21 protein-coding genes are annotated in these 20,906 nt (G+C 72.8%); 12 read left to right on the plus strand and 9 right to left on the minus strand.

The genetic code is table 11. The features are described from left to right. The first annotated feature begins 183 nt into the window (after positions 1–183). From ACWCO8_RS27245 to ACWCO8_RS27255, 3 genes are all read left to right on the plus strand, one after another. Positions 184–1,122, plus strand: a complete 939-nt coding sequence (locus tag ACWCO8_RS27245) for an ROK family protein (RefSeq protein ID WP_451034473.1) — start codon at positions 184–186, stop codon at positions 1,120–1,122. Then, a complete protein-coding gene (gene nagA, locus ACWCO8_RS27250) occupies positions 1,122–2,267 on the plus strand; it encodes an N-acetylglucosamine-6-phosphate deacetylase (protein ID WP_451034474.1) in 1,146 nt (381 codons plus the stop codon). The genes ACWCO8_RS27245 and nagA overlap by 1 nt, the downstream gene beginning before the upstream one ends. 106 nt (positions 2,268–2,373) lie before the next feature. Continuing rightward, entirely contained in the window at positions 2,374–3,300 is a 927-nt protein-coding gene (locus ACWCO8_RS27255) for a 1-phosphofructokinase family hexose kinase (protein ID WP_451034475.1), read from the plus strand. Between the two features lie 79 nt (positions 3,301–3,379). On the opposite strand, the gene ACWCO8_RS27260 is transcribed toward ACWCO8_RS27255, so the two are convergent. Together ACWCO8_RS27260 and cdgB are read right to left on the minus strand one after the other, a co-directional pair. Beyond that, entirely contained in the window at positions 3,380–4,387 is a 1,008-nt protein-coding gene (locus ACWCO8_RS27260) for a CBM35 domain-containing protein (protein ID WP_451034476.1), read from the minus strand. Positions 4,388–4,495: 108 nt separating this feature from the next. Next, the gene (gene cdgB, locus ACWCO8_RS27265; protein ID WP_451034477.1) at positions 4,496–6,118 is read right to left on the minus strand and encodes a diguanylate cyclase CdgB; all 1,623 of its coding nucleotides are present in this window, start codon (positions 6,116–6,118) and stop codon (positions 4,496–4,498) included. A gap of 316 nt (positions 6,119–6,434) precedes the next feature. Between cdgB and ACWCO8_RS27270 the strand changes: the two genes are divergently transcribed. Further along, positions 6,435–7,001, plus strand: a complete 567-nt coding sequence (locus ACWCO8_RS27270; RefSeq protein ID WP_362007574.1) for a flavin reductase family protein — start codon at positions 6,435–6,437, stop codon at positions 6,999–7,001. Between the two features lie 40 nt (positions 7,002–7,041). Here ACWCO8_RS27270 and arfB read toward each other — a convergent pair whose 3' ends face one another. After that, positions 7,042–7,470, minus strand: coding sequence for an alternative ribosome rescue aminoacyl-tRNA hydrolase ArfB (gene arfB / locus ACWCO8_RS27275; RefSeq protein ID WP_451034478.1), 429 nt, complete (start codon positions 7,468–7,470; stop codon positions 7,042–7,044). Positions 7,471–7,611: 141 nt separating this feature from the next. Here arfB and ACWCO8_RS27280 point away from each other — a divergent pair, with 141 nt between their 5' ends. Further along, a complete protein-coding gene (locus tag ACWCO8_RS27280; RefSeq protein ID WP_451034479.1) occupies positions 7,612–8,187 on the plus strand; it encodes a TerD family protein in 576 nt (191 codons plus the stop codon). A gap of 272 nt (positions 8,188–8,459) precedes the next feature. Further along, positions 8,460–9,116 carry a DUF4232 domain-containing protein gene (locus ACWCO8_RS27285; RefSeq protein ID WP_451034480.1) on the plus strand — a complete coding sequence of 219 codons (657 nt, stop codon included), beginning with the start codon at positions 8,460–8,462 and terminating at the stop codon, positions 9,114–9,116. A gap of 9 nt (positions 9,117–9,125) precedes the next feature. Here ACWCO8_RS27285 and ACWCO8_RS27290 read toward each other — a convergent pair whose 3' ends face one another. Both ACWCO8_RS27290 and ACWCO8_RS27295 read right to left on the minus strand, forming a co-directional pair. After that, positions 9,126–10,556 carry a M1 family metallopeptidase gene (locus ACWCO8_RS27290; RefSeq protein WP_451034481.1) on the minus strand — a complete coding sequence of 477 codons (1,431 nt, stop codon included), beginning with the start codon at positions 10,554–10,556 and terminating at the stop codon, positions 9,126–9,128. 105 nt (positions 10,557–10,661) lie between these two features. Beyond that, positions 10,662–11,204, minus strand: a complete 543-nt coding sequence (locus ACWCO8_RS27295) for a GlcG/HbpS family heme-binding protein (RefSeq protein ID WP_451034482.1) — start codon at positions 11,202–11,204, stop codon at positions 10,662–10,664. Between the two features lie 373 nt (positions 11,205–11,577). Between ACWCO8_RS27295 and ACWCO8_RS27300 the strand changes: the two genes are divergently transcribed. The 4 genes from ACWCO8_RS27300 to ACWCO8_RS27315 all read left to right on the plus strand — a co-directional run bounded on the left by ACWCO8_RS27300 (position 11,578) and on the right by ACWCO8_RS27315 (position 15,193). Further along, positions 11,578–12,711, plus strand: a complete 1,134-nt coding sequence (locus ACWCO8_RS27300; protein WP_362007893.1) for a sensor histidine kinase — start codon at positions 11,578–11,580, stop codon at positions 12,709–12,711. After that, positions 12,708–13,334: a response regulator gene (locus ACWCO8_RS27305; protein WP_451034483.1), complete on the plus strand. Its 627-nt coding sequence runs from the start codon at positions 12,708–12,710 to the stop codon at positions 13,332–13,334. Before ACWCO8_RS27300 ends, ACWCO8_RS27305 begins: the two co-directional genes overlap by 4 nt. 75 nt (positions 13,335–13,409) lie before the next feature. Continuing rightward, the gene (locus ACWCO8_RS27310) at positions 13,410–14,654 is read left to right on the plus strand and encodes an FAD-dependent monooxygenase (RefSeq protein ID WP_451034484.1); all 1,245 of its coding nucleotides are present in this window, start codon (positions 13,410–13,412) and stop codon (positions 14,652–14,654) included. 38 nt (positions 14,655–14,692) lie between these two features. Continuing rightward, positions 14,693–15,193 carry a hypothetical protein gene (locus ACWCO8_RS27315; RefSeq protein ID WP_362007896.1) on the plus strand — a complete coding sequence of 167 codons (501 nt, stop codon included), beginning with the start codon at positions 14,693–14,695 and terminating at the stop codon, positions 15,191–15,193. A 39-nt stretch (positions 15,194–15,232) separates the two neighbouring features. On the opposite strand, the gene ACWCO8_RS27320 is transcribed toward ACWCO8_RS27315, so the two are convergent. Next, positions 15,233–15,910: a pentapeptide repeat-containing protein gene (locus ACWCO8_RS27320; RefSeq protein ID WP_451034485.1), complete on the minus strand. Its 678-nt coding sequence runs from the start codon at positions 15,908–15,910 to the stop codon at positions 15,233–15,235. A 109-nt stretch (positions 15,911–16,019) separates the two neighbouring features. Here ACWCO8_RS27320 and ACWCO8_RS27325 point away from each other — a divergent pair, with 109 nt between their 5' ends. Continuing rightward, on the plus strand, positions 16,020–17,186 hold the full coding sequence (locus ACWCO8_RS27325) for an FAD-dependent oxidoreductase (RefSeq protein WP_451034486.1): 1,167 nt from the start codon (positions 16,020–16,022) through the stop codon (positions 17,184–17,186). A gap of 56 nt (positions 17,187–17,242) precedes the next feature. After that, the gene (locus tag ACWCO8_RS27330; RefSeq protein WP_451034487.1) at positions 17,243–18,241 is read left to right on the plus strand and encodes a zinc-binding dehydrogenase; all 999 of its coding nucleotides are present in this window, start codon (positions 17,243–17,245) and stop codon (positions 18,239–18,241) included. Between the two features lie 417 nt (positions 18,242–18,658). On the opposite strand, the gene ACWCO8_RS27335 is transcribed toward ACWCO8_RS27330, so the two are convergent. The 3 genes from ACWCO8_RS27335 to ACWCO8_RS27345 form a co-directional block, all read right to left on the minus strand. Then, a complete protein-coding gene (locus ACWCO8_RS27335; RefSeq protein WP_451034488.1) occupies positions 18,659–19,135 on the minus strand; it encodes an N-acetyltransferase family protein in 477 nt (158 codons plus the stop codon). 90 nt (positions 19,136–19,225) lie between these two features. After that, positions 19,226–20,146, minus strand: coding sequence for an aminoglycoside phosphotransferase family protein (locus tag ACWCO8_RS27340; RefSeq protein ID WP_451034489.1), 921 nt, complete (start codon positions 20,144–20,146; stop codon positions 19,226–19,228). Between the two features lie 52 nt (positions 20,147–20,198). Then, complete coding sequence (locus ACWCO8_RS27345) at positions 20,199–20,888, minus strand: DsbA family protein (RefSeq protein WP_451034490.1); 690 nt, start codon at positions 20,886–20,888, stop codon at positions 20,199–20,201. Positions 20,889–20,906: the final 18 nt, after the last annotated feature.

Consider the following 20,906-nt stretch of genomic DNA (forward strand, 5'->3'; position numbering starts at 1 on the left):
GATTTTCACAGGAGAGGAAGCATAAGGTCTACACCACTTGGGTAGATCCTCGGCCTACGGGTGAAGACCTTGTGAAGGCCGTCACCGCTGGTCGCACGCGTCATCACTCGAATTTGTATCCCACCGCAACAATATCGGTCAGTGGACTAGACCTTTCGGGCAGGAACGGGCGAGACTGTTCCCGTGAGACACGTCATCGCCCTCGATGTGGGCGGCACCGGCATGAAGGCCGCCCTCGTCGGGGCGGACGGCACCCTGCTCCACGAGGCACGGCGCGCCACCGGGCGCGAGCGCGGCCCGGACGCCGTGGTCGAGACGATCCTCGACTTCGCCGCCGAGCTGCGCGCCCACGGCCTCGACCAGTACGGCGAGCCCGCCGCGGCCGCCGGGGTCGCCGTCCCCGGCATCGTCGACGCCGCCCGCGGCATCGCCGTCTACGCCGCCAACCTCGGCTGGCGCGACGTCCCGATGCGCGCCCTGCTCAGCGAGCGCCTCGACGGCATCCCCGTCGCCCTCGGCCACGACGTCCGCACCGGCGGCCTCGCCGAGGGCCGGATCGGCGCGGGCAACGGCGCCGACCGCTTCCTCTTCGTGCCGCTGGGCACCGGAATCGCGGGCGCCATCGGCATCGGCGGCGCCATCGAGGCCGGCGCCCACGGCTACGCGGGCGAGATCGGCCACATCGTCGTCCGCCCCGGCGGCACCGAGTGCGGCTGCGGCCAGCGCGGCTGCCTGGAGCGGTACGCCTCCGCCTCCGCCGTCTCCCAGGCCTGGGCCGCCGCCTCCGGCGACCCGGACGCGGACGCCGCCGACTGCGCCAAGGCGGTCGCGGACGGCGATCCCCGGGCCGTCCAGGTCTGGCAGGAGGCCGTCGACGCCCTCGCGGACGGCCTGGTCACCGCGCTCACCCTGCTGGACCCCCGCACGCTCATCATCGGTGGCGGGCTCGCCGAGGCCGGGGAAACCTTGTTCACACCACTGAGGGCCGCCGTGGAGGAACGCGTCACGTTCCAGAAGCTGCCCGCCGTCGTACCGGCAGCCCTCGGGGACACCGCCGGATGCCTGGGCGCGGGCCTCCTCGCCTGGGACCTTCTCTCCCTCGACTCGGAGGTATCCGCCTGATGGCCGTATCCACAGTTCTCGCCGGGGCCCGTGTGGTGCTGCCGACCGGCATCGTCGAGAACGGACGGGTGATCGTCGACGGCGGTCGCATCGCGGGCTCCGCGCCCGCCGACGCGCCGGCGCTCGACCTCACGGGCCACTGGGTCGTCCCCGGCTTCGTCGACATGCACAACCACGGCGGCGGCGGGGCCTCCTTCACCTCCGGCACCGTCGACGAGATCCTCACCGGTGTCCAGACCCACCGGCTGCACGGCACGACCACCGTCGTCGCCTCCTTCGTGACCGGCGAGATGGACTTCCTCGGCAGACGCGCCGGACTGCTCTCCGAACTCGCCGAGCAGGGCGACATCGCCGGCATCCACTTCGAGGGCCCGTTCATCGCCCCCTGCCGCAAGGGCGCGCACGACGAGACGCTGCTGCGCGACCCCGACCCGGCCGACGTCCGCAAGCTGATCGACGCCGCCCGCGGCCAGGCCAAGATGGTCACCCTCGCCACCGAACTCCCCGGCGGCATCGACTCCGTACGCCTGCTCGCCGAGCACGGCGTCGTCGCCGCGATCGGCCACACCGACGCGACGTACGAGCAGACCGTCGAGGCCATCGACGCGGGCGCCACCGTGGCCACCCACCTCTACAACGCGATGCCCGCGCTCGGCCACCGCACCCCCGGCCCGATCGCCGCGCTCCTGGAGGACGAGCGGATCACCGTCGAGCTCATCAACGACGGCACCCATCTGCACCCGGCCGCCCTGGAGCTGGCGTTCCATCACGCGGGGCCCCGGCGCGTCGCGTTCATCACGGACGCCATGGACGCGGCCGGTTTCGGCGACGGCCTCTACTCGCTCGGCCCGCTGGCCGTCGAGGTGAAGGACGGTGTCGCGCGGCTCGTCGAGGGCGGCTCCATCGCGGGCTCGACCCTCACCCTGGACCGCGCGTTCAAGCGCGCGGCGACCGTCGACAAGCTGCCCGTCGAGTCCGTCGTCCAGGCCATCTCCGCCAACCCGGCCCGGGTCCTCGGCATCGACGACCGCGTCGGCTCCCTGGAGCCCGGCAAGGACGCCGACCTGGTCGTGCTCGACGCGGACTTCGACGTCAAGGGCGTGATGCGCAAGGGTGCCTGGGTGGTTGAGCCCAAGCTGACCTGATATCGCCCCGACAGACGCAAGGCGGTTGGCCCGGGGACTGGGCCAACCGCCTTCTGTTTGGCATGATCGGGGCGCGAACTCGGGACGAGGTACGGGGGTACGGCAGGTGATTCTCACGGTCACCCTCAACACGGCGCTGGACCTCACGTACCGCGTCCCGGCCCTTGTCCCGCACGCCTCGCACCGCGTCACCCAGGTCATCGAACGCCCCGGCGGCAAGGGCCTCAACGTCGCCCGCGTCCTGGCCGCTCTGGGCCACGAGACGGTCGCCACGGGCTTCGCGGGCGGCTCGACGGGCGAGATCCTCCGCACCCACCTGGCGGGCGGCCCCGTGGTCGACGCCCTGGTCCCGACCGCCGGAGCCACCCGCCGTACGGTCGCGGTCGTCGACGCCACGACGGGCGACACCACCCAACTGAACGAGCCGGGCCCGACGGTGACCCCCACGGAGTGGACGGCCCTCACCACCCGCTACTCCGCCCTCCTGGCCGACGCCGAGGCCGTGGCCCTCTGTGGCAGCCTCCCGCCCGGCATCCACGTCGGCGCGTACGCGGAACTGATCCGGCTCGCCCGCGCGGCCGGCGTCCCCGTCCTCCTCGACACCAGCGGCGAACCCCTCCGGCGCGGCATCGCGGCCCGCCCCGAGGTGGTCAAGCCCAACGCCGACGAGCTCGCCCAGCTCACCGGCTCCCGCGAACCCCACCGCGCCACCCGCGACGCCCGCCGCCGCGGCGCCCACGCGGTCGTCTCCTCCCTGGGCCCGGACGGCATGCTGGCCGCCACGCCGGACGGCTTCTGGCACGCGAGCCCCCCGGCCGCCGTGAAGGGCAACCCGACCGGCGCGGGCGACTCGGCCGTCGCGGGCCTTCTCTCGGGCCTGGTCGACAAACTCCCCTGGCCGGAGCGACTGGCCCGCGCGGTGGCCCTCTCGGCGGCGACGGTCCTCGCCCCGGTCGCGGGCGAGTTCGACCGCACAGCGTACGAGGACCTGCTCACCCGCGTGACGGTGACGGAACAGCCGGCGGCGGCGTAACCAAGCGCCAAGCGGGGCACCGAAACGAGAAAGCCCCGCGGAACCGAGAGGTCCCACGGGGCTTTCCGAGGTCTGCCGATCAGAGGGTGCTGATCTTCACCCAGTCCAGGACCACGTCGCACTGGTTCCCCTGCTCGCAGGAGAGCATGATCGTGTTCTTGCCCTTCTGGAGCGAGACCTGGGACCACGTGGTCTGCCAGTTCTTCTCCAGGTTCGGGTCCGACGAGCCGATGAAGTTCTTCAGGTTCATCGGGTTCGTGTTCGCCTTGCCGTTGACCGTCACGGTGGCGTTGGCGTCCTTGGCGGGGATCGAGTAACGCACTTCCATCTTGTAGTCGCCGGCCGCCGGGACGTCGGTCTGCCAGGTGGCGGAGGCGCCGACCGTGTTGAAGCCGGTCACGTACGCGCCGCCGGAGGACTGCGCGTTCTTGATGGACTTGTCGAGATACGCCGAGCCGCCCAGCTTGAGCGTGGCCGCGTCCTGCTGCGGCAGCGGGGCCTCCGACGGCTTGACGCTGGGCTCACCGGAGGGCGTGCCCTGGCTCTGGGTGGTCCCGCCGGTCGGCTTGCCGCCCGCGGTGCCGCCGTTGCTGTCGTCGCCGCCGGAGTTGTTGATCACGGCGGCCGTGATGCCGATCACGACGACCGCGACGACCGCGATCGCGCCGATGAGGAGACCCTTGGTGTTCGGTCCGCGACCGCCGCCACCGCCACCGCGCTGGTGCGGGATCGGCGACTGACGGGTCTGCTGGCCGCCCGGGTACGTCTCGGGCGCCGCGTACTGCGGGTGCGGCTGGCCGTACCCGGGCTGGTTCGGGACCTGCTGCCCGGGCTGCGGCGGGTAGCCGCCGGGGCCGCCCTGCGGACCCTGGCCGTAGCTCTGCTGACCGCCGTACTGGCGCTCGCCGACCGTTCTGACCTGGTTGTACGAGGTCCGGGGCACGCCCGGCTGCGCGGCCGGTCCGGGGTAGCCGTAGCCACCGCCCTGACCCGGCGGCTGGGCGCCTGCCGCCTGGCCGTCCGCGTACAGGTAGCCGAACGGATCGTCGTCCTCGGGCGTGTTCGCGCCGTCGTTACCGGCAGCCATCCCTGGTCACTCCTATCCATGCTCGCCAGCCGTCGCCGACCGGCCGAGCCTACCCCGAACGGGGAACCCGGCGATCCGGACCTTGACAGGCGAGGGGTCCGCGCACCCCTATCCGGCGCGGCGGTGGACCTTGGCCCGGGACCGCTTCTCGATGTACATCCGCTGGTCGGCGGAGTTCAGGACCTCTTCGACGGTCATTCCGCACTCGGCCCAGCCGATGCCGAAACTCGCCCCGACCCGGACCGCCCGCCCGTCGACCCGGATCGGCGGAATGATCGCGTTGCGCAGCCGCACCGCCAGGTCGGCCGCGTCGGCCGCGCCGAGGCCGTCGGCGAGGACGACGAACTCGTCTCCGCCGAGCCGGGCGACGGTGTCCCCGTCCCGTACGCCGGTGGTGAGCCGCCGGGCGACCTCGATGAGGACGGCGTCGCCGGTGTGGTGCCCGAAGCGGTCGTTGATCGACTTGAAGCCGTCGAGGTCGCAGAAGAGGACCGCGAGCCCCTTCGTACCGTCGTCGAGGTCACCGCCGGCCGGGGCGACGGTGTGGACGTGGTGGTCGTAGGGACCGCCGGCGCCGGGCCCGGCGTCGAAGCCGAAGCCGTGCTCGTTGCCGTACGGGGTGTCGAAGTCGGTCTCCGGCGTCGCGTGCGGGCGCTCGCAGAGCCGGGCGCTGAGCCGGGAGCGCAGCTCGGCGCTGTTGGGCAGGCCGGTGAGGGCGTCGTGCGAGGCGCGGTGGGCGAGCTGGAGCTCGTGGCGCTTGCGCTCCTCGATGTCCTCGACGTGGGTGAGGAGGAAGCGCGGGCCGTCGGCGGTGTCGGCGACGACGGAGTTGCGGAGGGAGACCCAGACGTACGTGCCGTCGCGGCGGCCGAGGCGGAGCTCGGCACGGCCGCCCTCGGCGGAGGTGCGCAGCAGAAGCCCTATGTCCTCGGGGTGGACGAGGTCGGCGAAGGAGTAGCGGCGCATGACGGAGGCGGGCCGGCCGAGCAGGCGGCACAGGGCGTCGTTGGTGCGCAGCAGGCGGCCGTGCTGGTCGCCGCCCATCTCGGCGATGGCCATGCCGGAGGGGGCGTACTCGAAGGCCTGCCGAAACGACTCTTCGCTGGCGCGCAGGGCCTGCTGCTCGCGTTCCAGGCGGACGAGGGCCCGCTGCATGTTTGCTCGCAGCCGCGCGTTGCTGATCGCAATCGCCGACTGGGAGGCGTACATCTGCAGGGCTTCCTGGCCCCAGGGTCCGGGGTGCCGGCCGTTGCGGGGCCGGTCGACGGAGATGACTCCGAGCAGTTCGCGTCCGGTGCCCGAGGCGTACATGGGGGCGTAGAGGCGGTCGTGCGGGTGCCACTCGTCCTCGAAGCGGGGGGCGGGGCCTTCGGTGTGCCACTGCGGGACGTCGTCCTCGATGAGGACCCAGCCCTCGGTGTGCGGGATGAACCGCAGGTCACCCCAGGCGACGCCCATCGAGAGGCGGCGTTCCCAGGAGGCGCGGGAGCCGACCCGGCCGGTGATCAGCGCTTCGGCTGCGGGGCTGCCGGCGAAGGCGGCGACGACCAGGTCACCGTCGGGGCGGACGAGGTTGACGCAGGCCAGCTCGTAGTTGAGACCGGCGACGATGCCGTCGGCAACGGTCTGCAAAGTGTCCGCCAGGCTGCGGGCTGTATTGAGGTCGGCCACGACCTGATGCAGCTGCCGCAGGGTCGCAAGACGGACGTACGGCTCCGACTCGGTCTCCATCGCTCGCTCTCCCCGAGACCTCGACAGCAACTCCAGGGGTTCTCATCGGCTCTCGTGCTGCATTGTCCCCGCCACTGAATCACAGCGAGCTGTGCACCCGGTACACAGGGTCAACAAATACTGCACTCTGTGACTCAAGTCACAAGGGGTGTGTGGAGTCTCGGGAGGCGCCCGGAACGCGCCTCCGCGCCTTCGTGAACGCAAAGCGAACACGGCCGTACGATCCCGGGGACGATGGTCCTAGGACCGGCGGGGGTGCTTGGCCTGGTCCCGGGGTCCGATGTAGGGGGGCGTGCGCCGGGGCTAGCGTGCGGGTGTGCTGACGACGACGCCTTCCCCGCCCCCCACCTCGGATCTGGCGATCCCTCATGCTGAGGGGGTGAGCAACGACGAGTTCCGGGCGGCGATGTCCCGCCTGGCGGCGGGCGTGGTCCTGGTGACGGCGCACGATCCGGACGACGGCCCGCGCGGTGAGGACGTCGGAATGACGGCGACCGCGTTCATGTCGGTCTCCCTGGACCCGCCGCTGGTCCTGGTGAGCCTGCGCAACGGCTCCCGCATGGACGACCTGCTCGCCGAGGTCCCGGTGTGGGCGGTCTCGGTCCTCTCCGAGCAGCAGCGCCACATCGCGGGCCGCTTCGCGATGAAGGGCCGGGTGAGCGACCGTCTGCTCTTCGCGGACGTCCCCACGATCCGGGGCGAGGAGAGTGGCGCCCCGCTGCTCGCGGGCGCGCTCGCGACGCTCGAATGCCGTACGGAGAACCGGGTGGTGGCGGGCGACCACACCCTGGTGGTGGCCCGGGTCCTCACGGCGAACGTCCCGACGGCGACGGAGGACAACCCGCTCACGTACTTCCGGGGGAAGTACCGCCGGCTGGGGTGACCCCGGGCAGTCGTTCCGCCGGGGCGTGGGGGCGTGGGGGTCACCCCCAGTCGCGGCCCTGGCGGCCCCGCTTCGTGTCCGAGCGCTGCTTCTTCACCCGGAGCCGGCGCTCGTTGATCCCGCGCGGGATCTTCGTCGCCCGCCGGGGCTTCGGCGGCGGGGCCGTCGCCTCCGCGAGCAGCGCGGCCAGGCGGACGGCCGCCGTCTCGCGGTTGCGCCACTGCGAGCGGTGCTCCGACGCGCGGACCGTCACCACCCCACCGACGAGCCGCGAGGCGAGCCGTTCGAGCGCGCGCGCCTTCCAGACCTCGGGCAGCGCCTCGGTCGACGCCAGGTCGAAGCGGAGCTCCACCTGCGAGTCGCTGGTGTTGACGTGCTGCCCACCCGGCCCCGACGACCGCGAGAAACGCCACATGAGCTCGGCCTCGGGCAGCGAGACGGAGCCGCGGATCAGATAGGGACCGGACATGCGTCCATGTTCCCCGGACGGGCTCCCGCACGTCATCCTGTTTTCGTATGGATTCCGCAGCATGGAACCGGCGGGGCATCGTCCGCGTTATCCCGGGTGACGAACGCAGGACCACATGAAGCACGAAGAAAGGGACTTCCCATGGCTGTAAGCCTGTCCAAGGGCGGCAACGTCTCCCTGACCAAGGAGGCTCCGGGCCTGACCGCCGTCACCGTGGGCCTCGGCTGGGACGTCCGTACCACCACCGGCACCGACTTCGACCTCGACGCCTCCGCCATCGGCGTCGACGGCGCCGGCAAGGTCGCTTCCGACGCGCACTTCGTCTTCTTCAACAACAAGTCGACGCCGGACCAGACCATCGTCCACACCGGCGACAACCGCACGGGCGAGGGCGGTGGCGACGACGAGCAGATCAACGTCAACCTCGCGGGCCTCCCGGCCACCGTCGACAAGATCGTCTTCCCGGTCTCCATCTACGACGCGGTCAACCGCTCGCAGAACTTCGGCCAGGTGCGGAACGCGTACATCCGCATCATCAACCAGGCCGGCGGCGCCGAGATCGCCCGCTACGACCTCTCCGAGGACGCCGCCGTCGAGACCGCCATGGTCTTCGGCGAGCTGTACCGCAACGGCCAGGAGTGGAAGTTCCGCGCGGTCGGCCAGGGCTACGCCTCCGGCCTCGAGGGCATCGCCCGCGACTTCGGCGTCAACCTCTGACGTACGGATCGACCCGACGATCACCCAGGGAGCCCCGGTGCGCACGGCGCGCCGGGGCTCTCCCCTGTCCGCGCACCGTCCCCGCCCCGCGTCCGCGAGCGGAATGTCGACCTCTGGTACTGACTCCGTAACGGTCGCCCGGGCCACGGATGCCCCCGATGCCGCCAGGGCAGAGGATCGGTCGAGCACACGATCCAGCCAAGCGACGTACACGGGGGCTACTCATGGGCACTGCTCGCTCAGCCAGATGGAAGACCTGCACGCTCGGGTTCGTGGCCGCCGCCGCGCTCCTCACGACCACGGCCTGTCAGTCCGACGACCCGCCCGCCGACGCCGACAAGCCCACGGCGTCCGCCACTCCGTCGTCGGCCGCGCCGCCGGCCACTCCCTCGTCGGCCGCCCCGCCGACCACGACACCGCCCACCACGCCCGCTCCCCCGCCGAGCAAGCCGGGTGACGGCGGTACGAAGACCGCCCAGGCCTGCACCGACAACGACCTGTCGATCGTCACCTCCGCCTGGCGGCAGGACTCGGGCCAGCACCTGCTCATCACGGCCACCAACTTCACCGACAAGCCCTGCACCCTCTACCACTACCCGCGCATCGGCTTCGGCGCCACGATCGACGGCCCGATCCCGCCGACGGGGCCCAAGGCGAAGGCGATCGCCACGATCGGGCCGAAGCAGAAGGCGTACGCGGGCCTGGTCCTCTTCAAGGGCGGTGAGCAGACGGTCGCCGTGGAGGCGGTCTCCATCGGCTACCAGGACCGCGTCCTCGGCAGCAACGACGACGTGGCGATGCTCGACGTCTCGTTCCCCAAGGAGCTCGGCTCGGGGAACGTCGGCCCCAACCCCAAGACCACGTACTGGCACCGCGACCAGCGCACGGTCGAGGACATCCTGTTCCGGTCGGGCGCGAGCGGGTCGTAGCCCCGGGGCTCAGTCCGGCTGCGCCGGCTTCCCGTCCCCGTACAGCCACACGTCCCACACGTCGTCCAGGTCTTCGCCCGCCACGTCCTCCACGTAGGCGGTGAAGTCGGCGGTGGAGGCGTTGGCGTGACGGCGGGTCGCCGGCCAGCCGGCCAGGATCTCGGAGAACGTCTCGTCGCTGACCCGCTCCCGGATCTTGTGGATGACCATCGCGCCCCGCTGGTAGATCGGCGGGTCGAAGAGGTTCTCGGCGGAGGGCGGTTCGGCGGGCGGGAAGGCCCAGTTGGCGTCGGACTCGAACGCCGCCTCGAAGCTGGTGCGCGCGGGGACGTCCTCGAAGTCCTCCGCGTACAGCCACTCCGCGTACACCGCGAAGCCCTCGCTCAGCCAGATGTCCTGCCAGGTCTCGGGCGTGACCGAGTTGCCGAACCACTGGTGCGCCAGCTCGTGCGCGAGGATCTCCGGCGTGAAGGCGTCCATCGGGAAGACCGGCCGGGTCTGGGTCTCCAGGGCGTAGCCCGCGTCGCCGGTCCGCTCGACGACGGCTCCGGCGGCGGAGAAGGGGTACGGGCCGAAGTTCTTCTCCTGCCAGGCGAGGAGCTCGGGGATACGGTTCAGCAGCTTCTCGCTCCGCGCGGCGACCGTCGGGTCGGCGGCGGTGAGCACGGGCAGCCCGGACGGGGTCGCCGACAGCTTCGTCGTGTACGTGCCGATGCCCACGGTCGCGAGGTAGCTCGCCATCGGCTCGGCGACGTGCCAGACCGTCGTGGTCCTGCCGTTCGCGGTCCGCTCCGAGGTCCGTACGCCGTTGGCGACGCCCTGCGTGCCGGCCGGGACGGTGAGCGTGATGTCGTACGCCGCCTTGTCGGAGGGGTGGTGGTTGCCGGGGAACCAGGCCATCGAGCCGGTCGGCTGCCCCAGCGCGAGGGCGCCGTCGGCGGTCCGCAGCCAGCCCTCCCGCGAGCCGTCCGGGTCGGTGATCGTCTCGGGTACGCCGGAGTACGTGACCTTCGTACGGAACTCCTCGCCCTTGTCGATGTCGACGCGGGGCCGGAGCGTCAGCTCGTTCCCGGCGCGGTTGACGGCGGCCGGGGCGTCGTCGACGGAGGCGGAGTCGACGGTGAGCCCGGCGAGGTCGAGGTTGAAGGCGCTGAGGTTCTGGGTCGCGCGGGCCGTGATCATGGCGGTCGCGTCGAGGCGGCCGCGCTTCGGGTCGTAGCGGAGGTCGAGCGCGTAGTGGCTGACGTCGTAGCCGCCGTTGCCGAGCTTGGGGAAGTACGGGTCGCGCAGCCCGGCCGCGCCGGGCGTGCCCTGCACCCCTCCGATGTCGATGCCGCCGCTCCCGCTCCCGCTCGCGCCGACCGTGCCGCCGGTGCAGCCGACGAGCACGAGCAGCCCGGCGACGGCGGTCGCCAGGGCGGTTCGGCTGCGTATGTCCACGAATCGATCTTAGGCGGGGGTACGGCGAAGGTGCCGCCCGGCGGGGGTCCGGGCGGCACCTGTCGTACGACTCGCAAGCGCGAGTCGAGCCTTACATGCCGAGTCCTACTTGGCGAGCGCCGCGGCGCCGGCCTGCGCGAACTTCTCGTCCAGGTCGCCGCTCGGGGCGCCGGCGACACCGATGCCGGCGATCGGGGCGCCCTTGGCGGTGACCGGGACGCCGCCGCCGAGGAACAGGGTGCCGGGGATGTCCTTCAGGTTCGGGGCCTGGGCGAGGCGGCCGGCGAGCACGGAGGTCGGGGCGTTCCAGGAGACGGCCGTGAACGCCTTGCGCTCGGCCGACTCGTAGGACTGCGGGCCGGCGCCGTCGCCACGGAGGGTCACGATGGTGTTGCCGTTGCGGTCGACGACGGCGACCGAGACGCGCTGGTTCTCGTCCTCGGCGGCGTCCAGGGTGGCCTGCGCGGCCTTGGTGGCGGCCTCGATCGTCAGGTGCGTGGACTGCTGCAGGTTCTGGTTCGACGCGTCGGCCTTGACGGCGGCGGCGGGCGCGGCGGCCGGGGCGGAGGCGTTCGCGGAGACGGCGCCGAAGGTACCGGCGGCGACGACGGCGGCGGTGGCGGCACCGAAGACGATCTTCTTGTTCATGGCGGGCTCCTCTGGAAAGGCCGGGGGTATCGCGTGGGCAGTGGTCGAGGCGGTCGGTACCGTCCGGTGGGGGCCGGCGGTTCCTTCGCTCTGCCATCGATCCTCCGGCCGTTTCCGGGCCCGTACGGTCCACGGACCGGCTGCCGCCGTCGCGCATGATGGACGACGGGGGTGTCAGCCGATCGGTTGATGGCCCTCTGGTCCTCCTGGGCCAGGATGGGTACGTAGCCCCAGGTCAGAGGAGTTTCGAGTGACGGCGCACGACCCGGCCCCGGACGACGGCCGCCGGTCCGACCCGGACGACGACGGCCACCGGTCCGACGCGGACGACGACCACCGGTCCGACCCGGACGCGTACTGGCTGGCGCGGGTCATGCACCTCGCGTTCTTCCTCCTCCTCGGCGCCTCCCTGGTCCGCTTCCTCCTCCGGCACCCGTGGGAGGACCGCAGCCCCTGGATCGTCGCCCTCTCCGGCGCCCTCGCCGCGCTCTACCTCCTCGGCCCCGTGCTCGGCACCCGCGCCACCCCGCGCCGGATCGCCTGGCTCTTCACGGTCGTGGCGGTCTGGATGGTCCTCGTCCTCCTCGCGCCGAGCTTCGCCTGGTGCGCGGTGCCGCTCTTCTACACCGGGCTGCGCACCCTCCCGCCCCGGGCCGCCCTCGTCCTCGTCGCCCTCCTCACCGCGTTCGTGGTGATCGCCCAGGTCCAGCTCTCGGACGACGGCTTCGACCCGAACCTGGTCTTCGCCCCGCCGGCCGTCGCCGCGATCGCCACCGCCGTCTTCGTCCACGCGCAGCGGCAGGCGGAGCGGCAGCGCGCCCTGATCGACGACCTGATCCGCACCCGGCGGGAGCTGGCCGCGACCGAGCGCCGCGAGGGCACCCTCGCCGAGCGCCAGCGGCTCTCGATGGAGATCCACGACACCCTCGCGCAGGGCCTGTCCAGCCAGCAGATGCTGCTCCAGGCGGCCGAGCGGACCTGGGACAGCGACCCGTCGACCGCCCGCCGCCATGTCCGTACGGCCGAGTCCATCGCCGAACGCAACCTCGCCGAGGCCCGCCGCTTCGTCCACGACCTCGCCCCCGCCGACCTCGCCGAGGGCGGCGGCCTCCAGGAGGCGCTGCGCACGGTCGCGGGGCGCGAGTCGGCCGCCTTCCGGGTCGACGGCGTACCGGTCCCGCTGCCCGAGCGCGTGCAGTCCGCGCTGCTGCGCATCGCGCAGGGCGCGCTCGCCAACGTCCGCGAGCACGCCTCCGCCACGTCCGCCGCCGTGACCCTGACCTACCTCGACGACCAGGTCGTCCTCGACATCGCCGACGACGGGCGCGGCTTCGAACCGCCGGCGCCGGACCGCGCGCAGAGCGGTGTCCGCGGCCACGGGCTGCCCGCGATGCGGGTGCGGGCCCAGCAGCTCGGCGGCACGCTGACCGTGGAGTCCACCCCCGGCGAGGGCACGGTCCTCTCCGTCGCCATCCCCCTGTCCACGACCCTGGAGGCCGGTCCATGACGGTACGGATCCTGCTCTGCGACGACCACGCCGTCGTCCGCGCCGGGCTGCTCGCGCTGCTCGGCAGCGCCGACGACATCGAGGTCGTCGGCGAGGCGGGCAGCGGCGAGGAGGCGGTCGCGATGGCCGCCAAGCTCCGCCCGGACGTCGTCCTCATGGACCTCCAGCTCGGCCCCGGGATCGACGGCGTGGAGGCGACGCGCCGGATCGCGGGGGCGGGCTCCGGCGTGCACGTCCTGGTCCTCACGACGTACGACACGGACGCCGACGTCACCCGCGCCATCGAGGCGGGCGCGACCGGGTACCTGCTGAAGGCGGAGCGCCCGGAGGAGCTGTTCGCCGCGATCCACTCCGCCGCCCAGGGCCGTACGACCCTGTCGCCGCCGGTCGCCAGCCGGGTCATGGACCGGATGCGCGGCGCGGCGGGCCCCACGCTGACCGACCGCGAGCGGGACATCCTGGGCCAGCTCGCGCACGGCCTCGGCAACCGCGAGATCGCCCGCGCGCTCTTCATCAGCGAGGCGACCGTGAAGACCCACCTGGGACGGATCTACGCGAAGCTCGGCGTGGACACACGTGCGGGCGCCGTCGCCGTGGCGAAGGAACAGCGCCTCCTCCCCTGAGACTGCTACCCTGCGTAGCCGCTCCGTCATGGAGCGTTGTCGAGCTGTGTCGAGCGTTGTCGAGTGGGAGCGCGCGTGAAGATCGCCTGCGTCGGCGGTGGGCCCGGCGGCCTGTACTTCTCGATCCTGATGAAGCGGCAGGACCCGTCCCACGAGATCACCGTCTACGAACGGAACCCGGCCGGCTCCACGTACGGCTGGGGCGTGACCTACTGGGCCGGTCTCCTCGACAAGCTGCGGGCGGGCGACCCGGAGTCGGCGGACGCGATCGGCGCGGCCTCGGTGACCTGGACGGACGGCGTCGCGATCGTCCGCGACGAGCGGACCGTCCACCGGGGCGACGAGGGCTTCGGCATCGGCCGCCGCCGGATGCTCAACCTCCTCGCGGAGCGGGCGGAGGCCCTGGGCGTACGGGTCGAGTTCGAGCACGGGATCCCGGGCCCGGACGCCCCGGAGCTGGCGGACGCGGACCTGGTCGTCGCGGCGGACGGGGTCAACAGCGCGCTGCGCGAGGCGTACGCCGGGCACTTCGGCGCCGAGATCGCCTCGGGCCGGAACCACTACATCTGGCTCGGCACGACGAAGGTCTTCGACTCCTTCAGCTTCGCCTTCAAGGAGACGGAGCACGGCTGGATCTGGTGCTACGCCTACGGGTTCAGCGGCGAGCAGTCGACGTGCGTGGTGGAGTGCGCCCCGGAGACGTGGACGGGCCTCGGGCTCGACCGGATGGGCGAGGCGGACAGCCTGAACGTGCTGGAGAAGCTGTTCCACGACCTCCTGGACGGGCAGCGGCTCATCGGCCGCGCGCAGGAGGACGACGCGGCGCAGTGGCTGAACTTCCGCACCCTGACGACCCGCGCCTGGCACCACGGCAACCTGGTCCTCCTCGGCGACGCCGCCCACACCACCCACTACTCGATCGGCGCGGGCACGACGCTGGCCCTGGAGGACGCCCTGGCGCTGGCCGAAGCGCTGCGGGGCACGGGCGGGGCGGGTGGCGGGGCCGGTACCCCGGGCGACGCCCTCGACGCCGCGCTCACCCGCTACGGCAGGCGGCGGCGCGCCGAGCTGCTCTCGGCGCAGAGCGCGGCCCGCTACAGCGCACGCTGGTACGAGAACCTCCCGCGCTACATGCGCCTGCCCCCGGGCCAGATGTTCGCGCTGCTCGGCCAGCGCCACTCGCCCCTGCTCCCGCACATCCCGCCACAGCTCTACTACCGGATCGACCGCGCGGCGGACGGCCTGGAACCCCTCCGCCGCCTGAAGCGCTGGCTTGGCCCCCGCCTGGCCCGCACCCTCCACGCCCGCTCACGAGGCTGAGGGGGAGGGACTCGGCGCGGCGCGTGGGACCATCGTCTGTGCTCGACATCGGCTACTCCCTCTCGCGTCGCTTCCCCGACCCCCCGCAGACCGACTACCGGCGCGCGGACGTCCACGCGCTCCGCCACGACCTGTTCTGCGGAGACGTGTACCTGGCCGACCCCAAGTCCGACCGCGAGGTGTCCACAGCCTGGGGATGGGTGCCGGTGCTCGACTTCGCGTGGGCGCTGTGCGACATCGTCGAGCAGCTGGACCGCGACCCGCGCGGCAGCCGCTCCTCGAAGCGCCAGTACGCCGAGCTCGACTTCACCGAGTCCTCGGACCTGATGCTCTTCGAGCGCCGCTTCGGCTGGGTGGACGTGGAGGCCGACTGGATGCCGGGCGACGAGCCCCCGCTCACCTTCGGCCACCGCGAGCTGCGCCGCGAGGCCCGCGACTTCCTGCACGACCTGGTCGCCGACCTCACCGACATGCACGAGGGCCTGGGCGACAACCCGGTGATCTGGGACCTCCAGGCCCGCTTCCCCCGTGTCCCGTAACGTCGCGTCCCGTAACCCCGCGTCCCGTAACGCTCCCCCTCATCCCTGGTCCTCCACCCGCACCCCCAACTGGGCGGCGAACAGCGGCGCGAGGTCCAGCAGCTGCCCCGTGCTGATCACGGCCCCCGCGAGCGCGTCCACGCCCCGCGCGATCTCGATCCGCTGCACCGTCCGCAGGTCGACGTCCGTCATCCGGACCCCGCTGAAGTCCACCCCCGTGACCACGCAGTCCCGGAACTCGACCCGCTCCAGGACCGCACCCCCGAAGTCGGGCTCGGCGAGCACGCAGCCGTCGAAGACGACGTCCTTCAGCTTCGCCTTGCGCAGATTCAGATAGTCGATCTTCCCTCCCCGCACCAGGACCCGCTCCAGGACCGACCCGTGCAGCTGCGTCCCGCCGAGCCGCGCGTCCACGATCTCCACGTCGCGCAGCGACGCCCCCGCCAGATCCGTCCCGACGCCCCGGATGCCGCTCAGGACGGAGTCCATGAAGCGCGCGCTGCGCAGCCGCGTCTCGTCCAGCGCGCAGTCCCGCACCGCACAGTCCAGGAACCGCGCCCCGGTCCCGCTCTGCCCCGCCAGATCGAGCCCCCGGAACTCCAGCCCGTCGTAGTCCCCGTCCGGCGCGAGCTCTCCCCCCTCGTACGCCTCCAGCGGCGGCAGCCGCACCTCCGCCCGTCGCGCTGCCGCGATCTTCTTCTTCCTGCCCGTCGTCATGGATCCATGGTGCCGGGCACCACTGACAACGGCCCGATGTCACATCCGCGGCCCCTCCGCGCGTCTCCCCGGTACCACCGACACCACGAGGGAGAAGGAGAACAACGGGATGCAGCGCACCATCACCGTCATCGGCGGCGGATTCGCCGGGCTCGTCGCGGCGATCACCGCCGCCGAGGCCGGCGCGACGGTCACCCTCCACGAGGCCCACGCCACGCTCGGCGGGCGGGCCCGGACGGCCGAGGGCCCGTACCGCACCAACGAGGGGCCGCACGCGCTCTACCGCCGCGGCCCGCACTGGACCTGGCTCGCGCAGCGCGGTCTCGTCGGCCCGCTCGCGCCCCTGCCGCCGCGCGAGGCGGCCCGCTTCCGCTTCCACCACGCGGGCGCGCTGCGCCGCACCCCGCCCCTCCGCTTCCTGCGCCACACGCTCCGTACGGCCGAACAGGCCCCCGTCGACACCGACTTCCGCACCTGGGCCACGCGGGTCGCCGGCCCCGAGGCGGCCGCTCAGGCCGCCGCGTACAGCGGGGTCGCCCTGTTCCACCACGACCCCGGCGCGCTCTCGGCCCGGTTCGTGCAGGAGCGGCTGCACCGGGCGGCCGCGCTGCCGCCGGAGGCGACGTACGTCCGCGGCGGCTGGGGCCAGCTGGTCGAGCGGCTGGCGGCGCGTGCCCGGGAGCTGGGCGTACGGATCGAGACGAGCTCCCGCCTCACCGAACTGCCCGTCGCCGACGGCCCGGTGGTGGTGGCGACGTCGCTGGCGGCGGCCTCGGGGCTGCTGGGGGACGCGAGCCTGCGCGGGGAGAGCGGCCGTACGGTCCTCCTCGACCTGGCCCTGCGCACCCGCAAGGGCGACCCGTTCATCGTCTCGGACCTGGACGCGCCTGGCTGGATAGAACGCTTCACCGCGCAGGACCCGTCCCTCGCCCCGGCGGGCGAGCAGCTGATCCAGGCGCAGTTCCCGATCGCACCGGAGGCGTCGAAAGCGGACGGCGTGGCGCATGCCGAGCGCCTGCTGGACCTCGGCTTCCCGGGCTGGCGCGAGCGCGAGGTCTGGCGCCGGGAGGCGGTCTCCGGGGGCCGTACGGGGGCGGTGGACCGCCCGGGCACGACCTGGCGCGACCGCCCGGCGATCGACCGGGGCGACGGGGTGTACCTGGTGGGGGACGAGGTGGCGGCGCCCGGGGTGCTGTCGGAGGTGTCGTTCACGAGCGCGGTGGAGGCGGTGTCGCTGGCGCTGCGGACGAGAAGGCTTGACCTCAAGTCCACTTGAGGTCAGAGGCTGTACGCGTAGCCACACACCAGCCACCCAAAATCGGGGAGTTCACCATGCACGCGATCCGACTCCACGCCTTCGGCCCGGCCGAGAACCTCACGTACGAGGAGGTCCAGGACCCGGTCCCCGGCCCCGGCCAGGTACGGATCGCGGTCGCCGCCGCGGGCGTGCACCTCCTGGACACGGTCCTGCGCATGGGCGGCACCGGCCCCTTCCCGGCCCCGGCCGAGCTGCCCACGATCCCGGGCCGCGAGGTGGCCGGCACGGTGGACGCGCTGGGCGAGGGGACGGACCCGTCGTGGCTGGGCCGGCGCGTGGTGGCCCACCTGGGCATGGCCCCCGGGGGCTACGCGGAGAAGGCGGTCGTCGACGCGGCGAAGCTGCACGCCCTGGCGGACCACGTGGGCGAGGCGGAGGCGGTCGCGATGATCGGGACGGGCCGTACAACGCTCGGGATCCTCCAGTTCACGGAGCTCGGCCCGGAGTCGATCGCGATCGTCCCCGCGGCGGCGGGCGGCATCGGCACCCTCCTCGTCCAGTACGCGAAGAACGCGGGCGCCACGGTCATCGGCCTCGCGGGCGGCCCGGAGAAGGTGGCCCGGGTCCAGGAGAACGGCGCCGACCTGGCCGTCGACTACAAGCTCCCGGACTGGCCGGACCGGGTCCGCGCGTTCCTGGGCGACAGGACGGCGACGGTCGTCTTCGACTCGGTCGGCGGCGACACGGGCCGCGCGGCGGTCGACCTCCTGGGCAAGGGCGGCCACCACGTGGTCTTCGGCTGGTCCAGCACGGGCCTCCAGGACGGCGAACCCCTCACGTTCACGGAGGAGGAGCTCGCGGCCAGGGGCATCACCTCGGAGTCCGTCCTCGGCCCGACGATGCTCCAGAAGGCGGGCGGCGACATCCGCAACCTCGAAAGCGCCGCCCTCGCCGCGACCACCGAGGGCACCCTCCGCCCGGCCGTCCACCCCTTCCCCCTGGCCGCCGCGCCGGAAGCCCACCGGGCGCTGGAGACCCGGGGGACGATCGGGAAGGTGGTGCTCATCCCGTAGCGGAGGGGAGGCCGCCGACGGAGACGGCCGGCCCTCGGCAAGGGGTACCGGGGACCGGCCGGATGGGCGCTGCTCAGGCGTCGTCGCGGAGGGCCAGCCTCATGATCGCGGCCCACAGTGCCTTGACTGCGAGTGCGACTGCGAACCGTGAGGCCAGCTCCTTGATCCAGGACTCCTTATCCTTTGCGGCCATCTTGCAACCTCCTCGTCCGGGCCTACGGCGAGCTGAAGCTCACCGCCGAGGTGGCAGGGAAACCACCCCGAACGAGGAGGGGGACACCGGCCCCGGCGAGGCCCCCTTCGCCTCCGCCGGGGCCGGGCCCCCTATACACCCGGATCAATGAGGTTGCATGGATCCAGGCTACTCGTCGACGGCCCGTAACTCCCCTTAAAGGCAAGCCAGTTGGCGCGAAAGCGCTACCCGCCCGTACCCAGCCTGTGGAGGGCGTCGTCCGTGAGCCGGTTCACCGTCCACTCGTCCATGGACACCGCGCCGAGCGACTTGTAGAAGTCCAGGGCGGGCTCGTTCCAGTCCAGGACCGACCACTCCAGGCGCTCGTACCCGCGCTCCACGCAGATCCGGGCCAACTCGGCCAGCAGGGCCTTCCCGTGGCCGCCGCCGCGGCTCGACGGGCGGACGTACAGGTCCTCCAGGTAGATGCCGTGGACTCCGCGCCAGGTCGAGAAGTTGAGGAACCACAGGGCGAAGCCCACCGGTTCGCCCTCGGGGGACTCCGCGATGTGGGCGTAGGCGGCCGGCTGCGCGCCGAAGAGGGCCTCGTGGAGCTGCTCGGGGGTCGCGCGGACCTCGTGCGAGGCCTTCTCGTACTCCGCGAGTTCGCGGACCATCGCGTGGATCACGGGCACGTCGGCAGGTGTGGCGGTACGAATCATGCCCCCAGCCTGCACCGCGTCAGCGTGCTCGTACCACCCGTCCGGCTACCACCCGTCCGGCTACCACCCGTCCAGCCATCACCCGTCCGGCTACCGCCCGCCACCCGTCATCAGGCTCCGGGCGATCACGACCTGGTCCGGGTCGAGGGCCGGCTCGCCGTCCTCCACGTCCCACAGCCCGTTCTGCAGCACCCGCCCCAGCGTCCACGCCAGCGCCCGCTCACGATCGAGCCCGAGCCGCTCCGTCAGCAGGTCGAACCGCCACCGCGTCACGACCGCCGGGTCCGCGCCCTCGTCGGCATCCTCGCCCCAGAGGTCCGTCAGCGCGGGAAGCAGATCGAACCCCGGGTCCCCGGCCAGCGGCTTCGGGTCGATGGCCAGCCACGGCTCGCGGTCCGCCGCGAGGATGTTGTCGTAGTGCAGGTCCCAGTGGAGCAGCCGGTCGCCCGGCTCGCCCATGACCTCCCGTACCGCCGCCGCGCAGTCCCGCAGCAGCGCCGCGTCCTCCGCGCCGAGCCGGGCCGCCGCGTCCGGGGTGTCCGCCACCATCCGCGCCGCGATCTCCCCGAGCCCCCGCAGGCCCTCCGGCGCGGGTACGGCGACCAGGCGGGCCAGCAGCTCCGCGAGGATCCGTACCGCCTCCCGCGCGTCCCCCAGCGTCGACAGGTGCCGGCCCTCGTCGAGCCGCTCCAGCAGCATCGTGCCGGTCCCTGTGTCCTCCGCGAGGAGCCGTACGGCCCCGGCGCCGTCCCAGATCCGCAGCGCCTCCGCCTCGCCCGCGCTCTCCTCGTCGAGGAGCTGCATCTTCAGCGCCGCGCGCGTACCGTCCGCGCTCCGGATCACCGGCAGCACCAGCGAGGCGACCCCGTACATCGAGGGCCCGGTCACCCGCAGCCCCCACCGGTCGAGGAACTCCCGCGCCCGCCCGGGCAGCGCCGCGACGAACGCGCGGCCGGCCTCCCCGTTGTACTTCGCCTGGGACGCTGCCAGTTCGGCGGGAATCTCGATCACAGGACGAAGCTACACACGCGCGTGCGGAGGCACACCCGAGTAAAGCCCGCCCTCAGACACCCGCGTCCCGCAGCACCCGCGCGAACGCGTCCTGGTCGTACAGCGCGTCGCCGCCCACGCCCACCTGCTGGCCGTCGAGCAACACCGTCGGCGTGCCGCCGACCCCCGAGTCCTCGAAGGCCTTCTCCGCCGAGGCGACCCAGTCGTGGTACGTGTCCTCCCGTACCGCCCGGTCGAACTCGGCGCTCCGCAGCCCGTCCACCCGGTCCGCGACCTTCAGCGGGTCCTCCGCGCCGCCGCCCGCGAACAGCGCGGCCTGGAACTCGGCGAACTTCCCGGCCTCCGCCGCCGCCCGCATCGCGTTCGCCGCCCGCGCCGAGGCCGTACCGCCCGAGCGCGCGTCGAGGAAGGACGCGACGACGTACTCGATCCGTACCTTCCCCTCGGCCGCCGCCTGCGCGAGCGCCACGGCGCCGCCCTCCTCGAACTTGGCGCAGTAGCTGCAGCGCGGGTCGAGATAGACGGTCGCGGTGTGCGGCGCCTTCGCCTCCCCGACGATGATCTTCGGCCCCTCGACGACGGTCGTCAGGCCTGCTCCGACAACGGTCGTGGGCTCGGCGCCGTTCTCCGCGACCGACGCGGACGCGGACGTGGCGGAGGACGAACATCCCGCCCCGGCCAGCGCGACGGCCCCGGCCGCGGCCAGGGCCACGGCGACGCGAACAGTCCTGCGTACGGGCATGAAAGGGTCCTTTCGGAA

Source organism: Streptomyces sp. NPDC001927 (genome assembly GCF_053594455.1).